The sequence below is a fragment of the Paenibacillus chitinolyticus genome (genome assembly GCF_045038035.1).
Lineage (GTDB): Bacteria > Bacillota > Bacilli > Paenibacillales > NBRC-103111 > Paenibacillus_F > Paenibacillus_F chitinolyticus_A.
The window spans coordinates 5,752,769-5,768,366 of the sequence record NZ_CP173427.1 but is presented as its reverse complement, the minus strand read 5'-3'; the positions used below and the strand labels follow the sequence as shown (position 1 = coordinate 5,768,366).

The 15,598-nt window shown below is 48.4% G+C and carries 9 protein-coding genes; all 9 read left to right on the top strand.

Annotated elements, in window-relative coordinates; all coding sequences use genetic code 11:
- Positions 1–69 precede the first annotated feature (69 nt).
- Positions 70–2,133, top strand: coding sequence for a DUF5693 family protein (locus ACI48J_RS26005; protein WP_405080895.1), 2,064 nt, complete (start codon positions 70–72; stop codon positions 2,131–2,133).
- Complete coding sequence (csaB, locus tag ACI48J_RS26000; RefSeq protein ID WP_405080894.1) at positions 2,097–3,245, top strand: polysaccharide pyruvyl transferase CsaB; 1,149 nt, start codon at positions 2,097–2,099, stop codon at positions 3,243–3,245. The genes ACI48J_RS26005 and csaB overlap by 37 nt, the downstream gene beginning before the upstream one ends.
- A 15-nt stretch (positions 3,246–3,260) precedes the next feature.
- Complete coding sequence (locus ACI48J_RS25995; protein WP_405080892.1) at positions 3,261–4,034, top strand: WecB/TagA/CpsF family glycosyltransferase; 774 nt, start codon at positions 3,261–3,263, stop codon at positions 4,032–4,034.
- A 118-nt stretch (positions 4,035–4,152) separates the two neighbouring features.
- Positions 4,153–5,265 carry a glycosyltransferase family 4 protein gene (locus ACI48J_RS25990; RefSeq protein WP_009677093.1) on the top strand — a complete coding sequence of 371 codons (1,113 nt, stop codon included), beginning with the start codon at positions 4,153–4,155 and terminating at the stop codon, positions 5,263–5,265.
- Positions 5,266–5,531: 266 nt separating this feature from the next.
- Complete coding sequence (locus tag ACI48J_RS25985; protein ID WP_405080890.1) at positions 5,532–9,401, top strand: S-layer homology domain-containing protein; 3,870 nt, start codon at positions 5,532–5,534, stop codon at positions 9,399–9,401.
- Between the two features lie 438 nt (positions 9,402–9,839).
- Positions 9,840–12,803, top strand: a complete 2,964-nt coding sequence (locus ACI48J_RS25980) for an S-layer homology domain-containing protein (protein WP_405080889.1) — start codon at positions 9,840–9,842, stop codon at positions 12,801–12,803.
- A gap of 65 nt (positions 12,804–12,868) precedes the next feature.
- Positions 12,869–13,444, top strand: coding sequence for a hypothetical protein (locus ACI48J_RS25975; RefSeq protein ID WP_405080887.1), 576 nt, complete (start codon positions 12,869–12,871; stop codon positions 13,442–13,444).
- Positions 13,445–13,670: 226 nt separating this feature from the next.
- Complete coding sequence (locus tag ACI48J_RS25970; RefSeq protein ID WP_009677087.1) at positions 13,671–13,949, top strand: alpha/beta-type small acid-soluble spore protein; 279 nt, start codon at positions 13,671–13,673, stop codon at positions 13,947–13,949.
- Between the two features lie 146 nt (positions 13,950–14,095).
- Positions 14,096–15,304: a methionine adenosyltransferase gene (gene metK / locus ACI48J_RS25965; RefSeq protein WP_405080886.1), complete on the top strand. Its 1,209-nt coding sequence runs from the start codon at positions 14,096–14,098 to the stop codon at positions 15,302–15,304.
- Positions 15,305–15,598: the final 294 nt, after the last annotated feature.

Here is a 15,598-nt window from a genome sequence, read left to right as displayed (position 1 = left end):
ATACGGTGCCGGGGCCGAGAGGTTTTCGGGTACAAATGACGCATGATTCAAGAAACGGAGTTGAACAGATTGGTACACAGGTATACTGCGGCAAACCGGATGCTGCGCAAGCTTTTATGGTGGCTTGTCATTATTGGCCTTCTGGCTTCCCTGCCGCTTGCCTTCTTCCGCGAACAGACGGAGAAGTCCGCAAATCAAGTGGAGTTTGTGTTTGATTATCGTGACTTATTGGAGATGGCCGACGTGCGGCCGAATCCGCAAGGATTTGTATCGGAACAGCTTCAGGCGATGAAAAAAGCCGGCATCGGATCGCTTGCCGTGTACGAATCGACGCTTTCCGAATTGAGATTGAGCCGTCGTATTGAAGTGTTTTCCTCCAAGGATGCGACTTCTCTTACGCAAAAGCCGATCTCGCCGAACGAAAATTTTACGTATATCCTGTTCACCGACCCGGCATCGGAATCCCAGATTAAACCGATGATCGAGACGGCTTTTAGCAAGCTCGGTGTTAAGACAAGCCCATGGAGCTTCAAGAACCAGTCGGGTATGATTATCGAAATGAACATGGAAGAAGCCAATATGAAGCCGATGGACCCGGATCCTATTACACTTCAAATGATGAAGGATGAAGGTTTCCGTATCGTGGTTCGTCTCGGCAACAAACGTGAATTCGTCACGAACGAGATGGATGCGCTGCTCGCTAAATTATACAAAATGGGTGCCCGTCGTATCATCATTGACGGAGATTATGCCCCGGGATACTCGGATGATCCTGAACAGGTCACTCTTCACAAGATGGGGATTCTGCTCAAAAAGTACGATATGGGCCTGGCCAATATCGAGATGTTGAAACAACCGCAAAAAGGCTTCGGCTCTTTGGCCAAAGATACCGACTATAACGTCGTCCGCCTGCACTCCTTTACGGAGAAAGACGGCGAGAAACTGACGGAGAATCTGACCAAAGAGGATCAGGAAGCCCGTATTCAACAAACGGCGGACCGGTTTGTGCTGGCGGTTAAAGACCGGAATATTCGGATGATCTTCCTTAACGGACGCGCCGTCAAGAATCTGGACAAGGCAGCGATCCTCACTCCGCTGGATGGACTGTACGAGAGCTTGAACGGCAAGGACGGGGCGATCAAAAGGATCGAAGACGCCGGTTTCAAAGTGGAGCCTGCCAAGCAGTTCGACTACAAGTATAACAACTATCAGAATATCGCCCGGATCTTCACGCTGATCGGTGGAGTGAGCCTCATTGTTCTGTTGGTCGGTTACTTCATTCCCGAAGCCGTACTGGCGCTGTTTATCATCGGCCTGTTAGGAGGGGCGGGGTTGTACTTTAAATCGCCGGAACTGTACGCGCAGGGACTTGCGCTCGCTTGTGCGATATCGGCGCCGAGCATCGCAGTCATCGAGGCGATCCGCTCCATTCAATCGGGGCGGGCGGCTAAGGCGAAATCGGCAGTCCTTTATGCTTTGGGCCTGCTGATTAAAACGACACTGATCTCTTTAATCGGAGTCGTTTACCTCGTCGGTTTGCTCAATCATATTTCGTACTTCTTGGTACTTCAGCAGTTCCGCGGCGTCAGCCTTCTGCACCTGCTGCCAATCGCCATCGTCGGTCTCTACCTGCTGTTCTTCCGGGAAAGTTTAAACTATCGGGAACGCGGAGACCGGGTAAAGAAGCTTCTTTTCACTAACATCAGCGTGCTTTGGATAATTGCTGCAGCCGCGGGGGCCGGAGTGATCTACTACTACCTGTCGCGTACGGGCAATGAAGGTCAAACTTCAGCGATTGAACGTTATCTCCGTTCCTTCTTGGAAAATACGCTGGGTGTTCGACCGCGGAATAAAGAATTTATGTTGGCGCACCCGCTCTTCCTGCTTGGAGCTTATCTGTCGGTCAAATACCGGAATGCCGTTTATTTGCTGCTGATCGGTGTGGTCGGACAGTTGTCCATCGTGGATACATTCGCGCATCTGCACACGCCGCTTGAGATCTCGGGCATCCGGATTACGTACGGAATCGTATTCGGCGCCATGATCGGACTCGTGCTGATCGCCGTCTGGGAAATTGCATCAAGGAGTTGGAAAGCATGGGCCGCGAAATCGCGCACAAGAGCAAACGGTTAGTTGTTTCGGGCTATTACGGTTTTGACAACAGCGGGGACGAGGCCGTTCTGCAATCGATTCTTTTTGCGCTAAAAGAACAGGGGGAGGCGGCAGGCATCCACATCGAGCCTGTCGTTCTATCCGCGAATCCCCGGCGTACACGGGAGATGTACGGAGTGGAGGCCTGCCACCGGATGAAGGTGCCGGATTTGTTCCGGGCGATCAAATCGTCCGACGGACTGATCAGCGGGGGCGGAAGTCTGCTGCAGGATGCGACCAGCTCCCGCACCATTCCTTATTATCTGCTGGTCCTCAAACTGGCCCAGTGGATGCGCAAACCGACCTTTATTTACTCGCAAGGAATCGGTCCGGTGAACAATCCGCGCTTCTTTTCCTGGATCCGTTCCACTTTCAAAAAATGCGCCATGATCACGGTCCGCGACCAGGAATCCGCGGATCTCATCGGGCGCATGGGTGTACCGGCCTCTTCGGTCAGCGTGGTGCCGGACCCGGTTATGGGGCTCCCGCTGCGCGGGGAGGCAGCCTCCGGCAAAGCCGGAACCGCCGCCGATGAGAGCGGCGAAACCGGCCGCGTTCCCGTCGTGGGCGTATCCGTCCGCTTCTGGAACGCGGACCGCTCCGAGCTGGACGCGCTCGCCGAGGCGCTGCGCGCCGTGATGGACAGACGCCGCATTGAGGTGCGGCTTCTGCCGTTCCATCTCCCTTCGGACGAGGAAGCTTCCGCCTATGTGGCGGAGCGTCTCTCTTCCTCGGGAGAAGGCGGCGACGTCCGCATCGTGCGCGGCGTCACTCATCCGCAGGACATGCTCGCCGAGGTGAGCGCCTGCGATGTGCTCGTCGGCATGAGACTGCACTCGCTGATCTATGCCGCCTCGCAGTTTGTGCCCATGGTCGGCGTGTCCTACGACCCGAAGATCGACCAATTCCTCGCCCGGCTCGGAATGAAAGCCGCGGCATCGACGCAGAGCTTCGACGCCGCGGCGGTAGCCGCCGAAATCGGGCGGCTGCTGGACGGCCGCCGCGAGTGGGCGGACGACAAGCAAGCCGCCATCGGCCGGCTTAAAAAAGAGGCGCAGCTGCCGGCGCAACAAATCATGCAATTTTACCGTTAAGAGGGATGAAGACCAATGACTGCTAATGCAAAGGCAAGCGTGCCGATTGTCCGGATTTACGGCGTTCCCGTTTCCAAAATGAACATGAAGGATACCGTCACGTACTTGACGGGAGCGATCGAGTCCCGTATTCCGCATCAGATCATAACCGCCAATCCGATTATGATCATGTCGGCTCTCGAGGACCCGGCCTATATGGAGATGATGCGCAGAGTGGAGCTGATTGTCCCGGATGGCGCCGGACTGGTTTGGGCCGCCGGCTACGTCGGACAGCCTGTCGCCGAACGCGTTCCGGGTATCGACCTCATTCATGAGCTGATGAGAGCGGGAGAGCCGCGCCGATGGAAAGTTTACCTGTTAGGCACGACTGCGGATACGATCCAGGCGGCTGCGGCTAAACTGGCACGTGATTATCCTCTCATTGATATCGTCGGTTTCAGGGACGGTTATTTCGGAGAAGCGGAAGACCGGCAGGTTGTGGACAGCATTCGGCAGCTGCAGCCGGACATCCTTCTCGTCGGCCGTTCATCCTCGACGCAGGAACCCTGGATTTCGAAATACAAGCGGGACCTGGACGTTCCTGTTATAATGGGCGTAGGCGGAAGCTTTGACGTTTTGGCCGGTAAGCTGAAGCGTGCACCCAAGATTTTTCAAAAGCTTAAGCTGGAGTGGTTTTACCGCTTGCTTCAGGAACCTTCCCGCTTCGGACGCATGCTGGCGCTGCCTAAATTTGCGTGGAAAGTGATTCGCGACAAAGAAAATGTGTTAAAAACCGATGAAAACCATTGAAAATTGGCGTTGTCCGTCTGTTTGGGTGTAAAATAAGACTGGTAATGTTTATAAAGTAGCAGTATAATTTTGTCGGCGGTACAAGTTACTAGCGACAAGAGGGGTTGAAAAACCGATTATGTATGGATTATATGTGCTGGGCTTTGTTGTATCCTGCCTGTTTGCACTGTTGTTGACCCCGCTGGTCAAACGTTTTGCCTTCTGGGTAGGCGCCATCGATAAACCGAATCACCGCAAGGTACATACGAGAATCATGGCGCGTATGGGTGGAGTTGCGATTTTCTTGGCTTTTGTCGGAGCATACTTTGTCATCTCACCGGCCTTATCCGATGTTAACGGAAACGCGGCGCTGGCGTTGGTGCTCGGAGGATTTGTTATTGTGCTCACCGGCGCTTTGGATGACCGTTTCGAGCTTTCTCCCAGATGGAAGCTTCTCGGACAATTCGTTGCGGCCTGTATCGTAGTGGCATGCGGACTGAAGATCAATGAATTCAATGTCCCGTTCGGCGGACACTTCTCCCTGCCTGATTACGTGAGCATGCCTCTGACCGTTCTCTGGATCGTCGGGGTTTCCAACGCGGTGAACCTGATCGACGGTTTGGATGGTCTGTCTGCCGGTGTATCCGGAATCGGTACGGGTACTATTCTGGTTCTTGCGCTGCTGACACCGTTCAGCGATGCTTTTACCGTAATCTTGCTTTGTACGATACTTCTTGGAAGCATTTCCGGATTTCTGTTCTACAACTTTCATCCGGCCAAGATTTTTATGGGAGATTCGGGAGCCTTGTTCCTCGGTTTTGCCTTGGCTACACTGTCGATACTCGGGTTCAAAGTATCCGTCGTTCTCTCCTTGCTGACACCTATCATGATTCTGGGTGTTCCGTTGTCCGATACATTCTTTGCGATCATGAGACGTTTTCTCAATAAGAAACCGATCTCGGAAGCGGATAAGAATCATCTGCATCACTGCCTGCTTCAGCTGGGTTTCAGCCACCGCACCACGGTGCTGATAATTTACGGAATTGCGGCCATGTTCGGCGCGGTAGCTATCATTTTGAATAACTACACGGATTCCGCCTGGTTGACGGTATTGATCGTTGTCATTCTGCTCTTTGTACTTGTAGTCGGCGCTGAAGCGATCGGCATCATCAGCAGCAGTCAGAAGCCGGTTATCCGTTTTCTCCAGAAGCTGCTCTTCAAACCTTCCGTGAACAGCCGTTTACCCAAATAACGGCACGTATTTCGACAATAGTTTTACTGAACTTATAAAATAAATACCTAACCATTCCATCCATGGAATGGTTTTTTTGTGCCTTTTTTATTCCAAAAAATGAGAAATGGCTAAACATTTCGGCGATCCGGGCCGATATTTAAAATACAACTGTTTAAAGGACACCATGATTAGCTTCGCCTAATATCGGAAGGGGGCCCGCAGGCAGCAAGATTGTACGTTTCCATTTGTAGATTTCATCCATTTATATAAGGAGGAGTTTTGTTTTGAAAAAGCATACCCGTAAATGGTTCAGCGTTCTCGTGCTCTTTTCGATGCTGATTAGCCTGCTTCCGCCTCTTACGGCTTACGCGGCTTCCACCATTTCCATCACAAACATGTACAACCAGACCGTAAACTTCGGTACGGACAAGGAAGCTCCACAGGATTACAACAACGTTACACGCGTAACACGCAATCCGTTCACACTGAAGGCGAGCATTTCCAACATCAGCGACTCGCAGATCAGCTCGATCTACTATGAGATCATGAATGTGAATACAAAGCAGGTTACGGTGGAGAAATCCCACAAACCTACACAAACGGGCGCGAACGAGATTACATTCTCGAACATCACGCTGTCCGAAGGCTTAAACCGCATTATCGTTAAAATGGGGGACACCAACACGCTGTCTTCCGCACCGGGCTGGATTTACTACACCCCGACGACCAACCTGACCGATTTTACGGTAAATAACGCCGGTCTGGTGGACGGCAAAATTTATCCGGTTGACCGCGGCAACATCAAGCTGGGTGTTACGGCTGTCGATATTAAAGCCAAATCTTCCAACGCCAATGAAGTAAAGGCTTATGAAACCGGGAGTACGGTTCCTAAAATCGGTATCCTGAACCGGACCGAAGGCATGGTTTATTTCCGTGGGGGAGATGCCGCCGCAGGCTGCGGTTCCACGGGTGAAATTTGTTTGAAAGCCGGGGATAACCGGATTGTTTTCGATTCCAGCAACGATTCGAACTCCTACCAGACGGAAAAACGGTTCGTGTACGATAACGGCCAGCCGTTTGCATTCGGGGTAGAGATGGGCGTTACGAGCGCAGGTACTACACAGTCTCTGCTGGACAAGCCAAACTTCGATGTAAAAGAACTGACGCTTAAAACAAGCCTTAAAGTTGACTATGATTCGACCGGCGCTCTGCGTCAGAACCGTGTTGACGTTCTGATCAACGGACAGCAGGTGGCCGCAGGCCTTGACCTGAATACGCCAAGCAGCTCCGTAGGGGGCGCAGTCAAGAAATTTACTCCAAACTCGACGTTCACGCGTGCCAATGAATATGCGGCTTATGATCTTGTTCTGGATCTGAACGTTGCCGGTCTGACCGATTGGACAGCGGCACGGAATCCGCAAACGATTCAATTTATTTTCAAGGATGCAACAGGTTCGGCTGGACAAGGGGAGTCTTCGTATACTTTTAACTACACCAACCCGAACGAAGCCGGCATTCTCGATGTTTCGATGGTAACGGGCAAAGATGCCGCTACGAATACGAACATTTACACTTCTTTGACCGAGTCTGCAACGACCGAGGTTAACGAACTGCCGGTAGAAATGAAGATTAAAGCTAACGGACACACAACTAAGATCAAAGTTTTCCTGGATGGCAAAGAAATCGCAGAGGTTGGTAATCCGTCCAATAATGAATTTATCTACAAACTGGAAAACATCACGGACGGCCAAAAAAACATCAAGTTTGTTCCGGTTGATGCTTCTGGCACGCTAGTTGAGAACGGAAGCCGCCAGTATACGATCCAAATTAACAACGCACCGTATATTATCGCGAATCAAATCGCAAGCCCGGGCAACACGGGCATCACGCTCCGTGATGTTAAAGAATTGACTTGCGGATCCACTGTCGCTTGTCTTTCGGGTAAAGCAGTTAACTACCTGCCTACGGGCGCCGGTAACAAAGTTGAGCTTTATGTTAACGATAAAATGATTGAGCTCCAAGCGAGCGACTTTGACGCCAACCGTCAATTTAAGTTTGATCTGGCCAGACTGGGAACGAAATACGGCATTACGCCTGCCCAACTGTTCAGCGAAGGCGCTAACCAGATCAAATTCTTTATGTACGTAAACAACTCTCTGATCAGCAAGGCGATTTATAACGTAAACCTGATCACGGCTGAAGCGCCGGAAATCGTTCTTTTCGTACCGAATGAAGATTCGGTCGGCAAGAGCAAGTATCCGAAAGCTCAAAAGCCGGATATGTATGCCACGAATGAACGTACCGTTCAATTGAACGGAAAATTCTTTAACACAACTAACGCAGGCAACGTTACGGTTTCCCTGAATGTGTACTCCAAAGATAAAGACGGCAATCCGCACGCCGACTATCACGTGTGGAACAGCGTCTCGGGTTCCAGTACGAACGTAAGCGGAGGATTCTTCACCGGTATGCCTAGCTCCGGCGTTGAATTCAGAACGAATGCCATTAAGCTTCCTGAAAAAGGCGAAATGACGTTCCAGTTCACGGTTACTAACCAAGCTAACATGAGTGTCTCCAAAACGGTTACCATTGCACGCGAACCGCTTCCGTATGTCGTGAAAAAGCCGGTACTTATCGAGAACGAAAAGCATGAGTACCAAGCGAACATCAACAGCAACTTCTACACGATTGTGATCGATGCCGAGAAAGCGGACAGCGTTACTTTCGGTAAAGAGACGGCAAGCAAGCAAACCTTGAACGAAAACGGCCTCGATGTCGATCGTTTCTCTTATGAAGTGAGAGATCTCAAGCCGGGCAAAAACACGATCAAGTTCACGGTCAACCGTGGAACCTCGAAAACAAACGGTACTATCGTGCTTTACAACACAAATACGCCGGTTGTCGGAGCGGAATATCTGGACGACATGACCAGCAACTTCAACGTATTTAACGGTGACGTTAAACTGAAGTTCGATAAAGACACCAAACTTATGCGCTTTAAACCGACTTTCGATAACAATCAATACATTACTGCAGACCGCAAAGTTTACTTCGGTATTGCAGATACCGTTGACGGCCGTGTAGACAAGATCGGCAATCCGTTCAGCAGCGACTATGCCAAGTCTTTGCTTGCCAGAAAAGGTAAAGGCGATAACTTTAGCGCAGCGAGCAAGTTATTCTACATCGATTCCGGTACGATTCCCGAGAAAGCAAGCGGACAATCGACGGAAGACTATCTGCAAAACGCTCTCCGGGGAAGAGGGATGGAACCGTTTGATCTTAAAAACAACTTCTATACCCGTTCCGTTGATCAAACTGTAGTTCCTACCAAACGCGGTACGCTGACTCTTAAGTTCGACCAAGCTATCCGTGACGACGCAGGTAAGTATATCTCCGTCTTCTTCTTTGATACGTATGAGCAGTACAACACATTGACAGGACGCGGTTGGGTTAATCTTGGCGGCGTTGTAGATGTGAAGAGCAACACAGTCACGGTTCCGTTCGAGAAATTCGGTTACTATCAAGTGATGTACATGGATAAAGGTTTCGATGATGTAACAGGCCATCCGTGGGCAAGAAATGAACTGGAAACCTTGTTCTCCAAAGGGATCATGAACAGCAAAACAAACTATTCGTTCAGCCCGAACGAACCGATTTCCCGTGGGGAATTCGCTACCATGCTCGTTCGCATTTTCGACCTTCCTTTAAATTACAGCGGCACGCCGACCTTTATCGACGTATTTAAGGTTGAAAATCTGTACGGGTTGTATGACTTCAAGTACATCGAGACAGCTGCAAGAGCAGGTATCGTCAGGGGTACTGCGGGCAACCGCTTTAGTCCGGACAGCTCGCTTACTCGTCAGGATGCGTCCGTAATGATTGCCCGTGCGGCAGATTTGAAACTGGGTACCGACAACAAAAAGATTCTTGCAGGGCTTCAAAAAACGTTTACCGATGCGAATACGATCGATTATTATGCCCAACCGGCTGTTGAAGCCGTTGTAAAGGCTAAATTGATCGAAGGCAAGCCTAACGTTCTGATCGAAGGCCAGAAGAAAGAAACGGTCCGTTTCGATCCGCTGGAAACCTTCACGAGAGCCGAGGCGGCTATTGTTGCGATTCGTGTCATGAAGCAGCAAGGCAAACTGAAGTAAACTAAGCTGATCATAAGAAAAGACACGGCAGCCGATTGCTGTCGTGTCTTCTCTTATTAAATCAAAGTAATTCTTTTCAAAGTCTCCAAAATTGGACATCCCTATTTATCCCAAGCTATAATACATAAGGGAAATAAAAATAGTTACAAAAAGATTTCAAAAAATAATAAAAAAAATCGTGGAATCCGCAACTTTTTCCGAAACCGCTCGTTTAATACATTGGAAGAGCAAGAGAGCTCCAAAAAAGCAAGGTTTTCTGGAATCATTTCTCAAAATTCTTCTTTACGTAGCATTAGCGCCCATGTATAATATTTAAAGTGGTGTTAAATGTCTACATATCTATTATTTCTCGTTACTAGATTCGATGCAGTTTAACGCTGCAGAAGAATTAGTTATACATTTAAGCTCAACCACTCTGGAAAGGGGGTGAATCATTCGATGAGTAATATGAGCTCAAGAATTCCTAATCACTCTCAAAACCCGAAAGATATTCAAGGAGGAGACAAAAAGGTTATGAAAAAAAGTTTATCCGTAATTCTTTCCACAGCTATGGCATTATCCGTATTTTCTTCCGTAGCGTTCGCAGCTAAAGCTGACGATTTCTCTGATCTGAAAAACCTGGACGCGGCTACAAAAGCCAAGTTCGATTCGATGATTCAAGCTGGTATCTTTGACGGTGTTGAAGAAGGCCGCTTTGGTCTGAACGACAAAATGAACCGCGCTCAATTCGCTAAAGTAGCAGCCCTGATTTTCGAACTGAAATCTTCCGCTACTACTTCCAGCTTCGAAGACGTTAAATCCAGCGATCCTGCTAACGGTTACGCTCTTCCTTACATCGAAGCTCTTCGTGTTGCCGGCCTTACTAACGGTAAAGCAGAAGGTAAATACGTTCCAGCTGGCGACGTAACTAAAGAAGAACTTGCTACGTTCCTGATCCGTGGTCTGGGCAAAGAGAACGAAGCACTTGCTAAACCAGGTGTTTCCGATCAAACCGTTTCCACTTGGGCTAAAGGTTACGTTCAACTGGCACAAGAACTGAAATTGTTCGAAACTCCAGCTGGCCAACCTTTCAACGGTACTGCGCCTGCTACACGCGACCTGCTTGTAACTTCCGCATACCAAGCACAACAAATCAATAACGCTAGCAAGAAGCTTTCCGTAACAGAAGCTGCTGCAACTGGCGTTAAAAACGTAACGGTTAAATTCAACCGCGAAGTTGATACAACTAAAGCAACACTTGCTCTGAAAAGAGGCAACGCTGCATTGGCTACTGACGTTAAATGGGCAGACGACAAGAAATCTGCTGTACTTACTCTGAAAGACGTTAAAGTCATTGACGGTACGTACACGGTTACTCTTTCCGGCGTGGACGCTTCCACTGTAGACAAATCTACAGCTGAGTTCAAAGCGACTGACGAGAAAGTAACGAAAATCGAATTCCTTAACGCTGGCGACACAATCGCTTTCGGTAAAAAAGTAGGAATCAAACTCAAAGCAAGCAACCAATACGGTGAGAATGCTTCCTTCTCCGCTGGTAACTATACGGTCTTCACTTCTAACGTGAGCAACAGCCTGAAGAAGAACGAAGATGGAACGCTCGTACTCACTTTGGATGTAGCAAATGCTACAGGCGTTAACCCTGGTATCGGTGTAGTTCCGGTTAACATTTTCAACAATGATTCCCGTGTATCTGCCGATAAAACGTTCAAAGTAGGCGTTGCACCTTACGCAACTAAACTGGAACTTGGTGAGATCGTATACTCCAACTCCAACAAAACTCTTTCTTCCGTTGGCGAAACTGCAACAGTTAACCTTTACCAGTACGACCAATACGGCAACCTGATTGCTGAAGAAGACACTGGTAATGTTTCCAACGTTCCTAACGTAATCATCACTCCTTACGAGAAAGCTCTTCAAGTAACGGAGAAGAAATTTGACAAAGTTGTTTTCTCCCTGACTGAGAAAGCAAGTGCAAGTGGTGAATACACTGCAACGATTTATGCAGGTGCTTCCCAAGCAACAGCTAAATTGTCTGTGAAATCCACGAAATTCGCTAAGAAAGTAGAATTCGGCGATTTCAGCGGAACACTTGCAGCTGGCGATACTGATAAATATCTGCCAATCAACGTTTATGATGAAGCCGGCAACCTTCTTTCCGCTGACGACATCGTAGACAACGCTGACGTTATCAAAGTAAACAGCAGCGTAGCTGGCGTGTCTCTCCAACTTTCCGGCGAGCACAAAGGTCAAATCAAAATCGCTAGCGTACCGGTTGGCCTTGCTAACGGTTACCTGAACGTAGGCGTATCCATCGTAGCTCCAGGCGTTAACAGCTACGTTAACAAGAACATCAAAATCAGCGATGCTCGTAAAGCAGAATCCCTCTATGTTGCTACTGATTCCAAGCAAAAAGCTATCGCTGGCGCTAACACTGATCTGGTCCTGAAAGTTAAAGACCAAAACGGTGAAGTAGTTAAAACTGTAACTGACAGCAAGTATAAAGTTGTTGTTACAACTGAGGGCGGTTCCGGTTTCTCTCTTGTAAACAAAGATAAAGAAACGGTTCAACTGAACTATGCTAACGACGGATTTGAACTGTTCAACGACGGATTTACTATCCGTTCTGCAACAGGTGCTTCTGGAACGTTTAAAGTTACAGCGAAATTGTACTTTGGCGATAAAGAAGTTGACTCCGTATCCAAAGAAGTAGTAATTGCTAAAGCTGACGAGAAATTGACTTACAACGTTGCTTCTGTAAGCGACCTGTATGCAATTCTTGACAACACCAGCAACAACCCGGATAAAGGTAGCGATCAAGACATCTATGCAAGCAACATGGGCCGCGGTGTTACAATCGAAGCTAAAGACGCTTCCGGTAAAACAGTAGCAGTTCCAAGCAACTTCGTTACTGGCGTTTCTTCTTCCGATGCAACTGTAGTGAAAGCTGTTTATAACGATGCTGGTAAAGCTAAGCTTGTTGGTAATAAAGCAGGTACTGCAAGCGTAGTGGTTACTTTCAAAACTGCATCCGGCGAAACTAAAGATCAAACTCTTTCCGTAAAAGTTAAGAACGATGTTGTATCTGTAGCTTCTCTAACAGCTAAATCGTCTAAAGCTTACACGACCAACGTATACACTACGATGGAACTGAAAGCTAAGGACAACTACGGTATCGAGTATTCCTACGATGATAGCGGCGTAAACGAAATCACTAAGTACGATGCATTCCTGGGTATTCGTTACTCCATCAACGGAATCGTACTTAAGTCTTCCACTGGATCTGATAACAACGTAACTCTTAACAGCAACGGTACGATCTCCATCGGATCTAACGTTCAAGAGTTCACTGTTAAAGCAACAGCTCCAAACGGAACTTCCGTATCCACTCTTGTAACTAACTAATTGTTTCTAGAAAAATAAGGGGGCCTAGGCTCCCTTATTTTTTTTGAATAAAATGAGGTGTTCTGATGAAAAAGTATATAGTGAGTACACTAGTTGTCGTAACAATGGTTTCTGGTTTTTCACTTACACATGCTGCCGCTCCCACACCCGGCTCAGCAGATGATCCGGTCGTAACCAAGAGTTATCTGGAACAATACGTTCAAGGGCTTGGCGGATCTGTCGGTACTGACGGGGGAAGCAATGGCTTAACAGAGGGCAAAATTAAAGAAATCATTGCGCAAGAAATCGCAAAGCTGCCTACGAACAACGGTGGAGGCGGAACGCCATCCACAGGTCAAGGCAATGCCATGAAAGTTGTTGCGCTTAAAGCCGGACAAACTATTCTGGCCGATGCAGGGTCTGAGCTGATTGTACGTAATGGTAAGACACTGGCTGTGAGCAATGACGATAATGGCATTCCGGATGTAACGGCTGGTAAAGACTTAGCTGCTGGTACAGTTATACAAAACAATCACCTGCTCATTTTCCCGAGAGACGGCCGTGGAGTTAAGCCGGATCTTAAGGAGACAGCAGACGTGTATGTAATGGTCCGTGGTGGATATGTGGTTCGGAACGCGGATGGTTCTAAGGTTCCTCAATAAAGAAAATCCTAGAATGGAACATTTTTATAACATCAACGATGGCATGGATTCCAGTTCTGGAGTCCTTGTCATTTTTTGTTTTTGTAAATGTTTTTTGTTTCATCTAAAACGATCAACGCGAACGCAGTCTCCTCCATAAATTAACCAAGTTAACAGCAACTTATACGGGTTGAACTCGGGCGGAAGGTGATACTATTCGCACAACCAGTGAAGGAGTGTGAAAAAGATGTCGAAGAACAACAATAAGGTGGTACCGGAGTCGCATAAAGCTTTAGACCTACTTAAATACGAAATCGCTGCAGAGATGGGGCTGCCTGTTGGGAAACAAGCTTTGGGAAGCTTGGATTTAAGTACGGAGTTTGCATCGGAGCTCGGTTCTATACCCGCCACTTCGATAAAAGAGGACTACTGGGGGCATATCAGTTCACGGGACAGCGGGGCGGTTGGCGGGGCTATCACAAGCCGTTTAATCCGTAAAGCGGAAGAGGTTCTTTTCACTTTATAATTCATACCTGTTTCGTTGACATTCATCGACAAATGAAGTAACATAACTTCAAGAAGGTCCTGAAGCAACCTTTTCCACCGAGGAAAAGGTTCATTTTTTGTGTAAGTTCGCACTTGTTTCTACATACTAAATCAAGTAGGAGGTCGATGACATTGGCACTAGAACGCGGCAGACGTTTGTTTACATCCGAGTCCGTGACAGAAGGTCATCCCGATAAAATTTGCGATCAGATTTCCGATGCGGTGTTAGACGCATTTTTGGAGAACGATCCGAACGCACGTGTAGCTTGCGAGGTATCTGTGGCTACCGGTTTGGTTCTGGTCATCGGCGAAATCACGTCCCGTTCCGAATATGTGGACATTCAAGCCATTGCCAGAAAAACAATTAAGGATATCGGTTACACACGCGCGAAGTATGGTTTCGACTACCAAACGTGTGCTGTGCTTACATCCCTGAACGAGCAATCCCCTGACATTGCACAAGGGGTAGACCAGGCTCTCGAAGCCCGTGAAGGCCAAATGAGCGACGCTGAAATCGAAGCGATCGGTGCAGGCGACCAAGGTCTTATGTTCGGATACGCAACGAACGAAACACCGGAACTGATGCCGCTGCCAATCTCGATGGCGCACCAGCTTTCTCGCAGACTGACTGAAGTCCGCAAGAACGGTACCCTGGATTACCTCCGTCCGGACGGTAAAACTCAAGTAACGGTTGAGTACGATGGGGATAAGCCTGTACGTGTTGATGCGATCGTTGTATCTACACAGCACAGTGAAGAAGTCACTTTGGAGCAAATCCAAAGAGACATCAAAGAACACGTTATCAAGCCAATCGTTCCGGAGCAGTTCCTGGATGAGAACACGAACTATTTCATCAACCCGACGGGCCGTTTCGTAATCGGCGGACCTCAAGGGGATGCCGGTCTGACTGGCCGTAAAATTATCGTAGATACTTACGGTGGTTACGCTCGTCACGGCGGCGGCGCGTTCTCCGGTAAGGATCCGACAAAAGTCGACCGTTCCGGCGCCTACGCGGCTCGTTACGTCGCTAAAAATCTCGTTGCTGCAGGACTCGCAGAAAAATGCGAAGTACAGCTTGCTTACGCCATCGGCGTTGCTAAGCCGGTTTCCATCAGCATCGATACGTTCGGCACAGGCAAAGTAAGCGAAGAGAAGCTCGTTGAGCTGATCCGCAAACATTTTGACCTTCGTCCTGCCGGTATCATTAAGCAGCTCGACCTGCGTCGTCCAATCTACAAGCAAACGGCTGCTTACGGTCATTTTGGCCGTAACGATCTGGATGTTCCTTGGGAACGTACAGACAAAGCTGAACTGCTCAAAGCGGAAGCTCTGTAGAACAGAAGGTTTGCTTTTCAACAATTGTCTGACAAGACGTGAAGAACACGGCTTGGTCCTAAGGGACTGGGTCGTGTTTTTTTGTTCGCTAAAATTTGCAGAAGAATGGTTTAAGTTATGCAGCTGTTTGTTCACAGCAATTTGGACAAGAAGACGCGATATTCAGGGGAACAGCGGCAAATATGTTGAATAGAATTTGTGAAAAAAATCGTAGCAGAACAACGACCGTGCTCACCTCAATAGCCTCCGAATCACTACCTCCTTAAGCCCATCTAATTTTCTTACGCCCTCAAA

Excerpts from the sequence above, each read along its gene's own strand:
- csaB (WP_405080894.1), top strand. The coding sequence starts at position 2,097 with ATGGGCCGCGAAATCGCGCACAAGAGCAAACGGTTAGTTGTTTCGGGC.
- ACI48J_RS25995 (WP_405080892.1), top strand. The coding sequence starts at position 3,261 with ATGACTGCTAATGCAAAGGCAAGCGTGCCGATTGTCCGGATTTACGGC.
- ACI48J_RS25990 (WP_009677093.1), top strand. The coding sequence starts at position 4,153 with ATGTATGGATTATATGTGCTGGGCTTTGTTGTATCCTGCCTGTTTGCA.
- ACI48J_RS25980 (WP_405080889.1), top strand. The coding sequence starts at position 9,840 with ATGAGTAATATGAGCTCAAGAATTCCTAATCACTCTCAAAACCCGAAA.
- ACI48J_RS25975 (WP_405080887.1), top strand. The coding sequence starts at position 12,869 with ATGAAAAAGTATATAGTGAGTACACTAGTTGTCGTAACAATGGTTTCT.
- ACI48J_RS25970 (WP_009677087.1), top strand. The coding sequence starts at position 13,671 with ATGTCGAAGAACAACAATAAGGTGGTACCGGAGTCGCATAAAGCTTTA.
- metK (WP_405080886.1), top strand. The coding sequence starts at position 14,096 with ATGACATTGGCACTAGAACGCGGCAGACGTTTGTTTACATCCGAGTCC.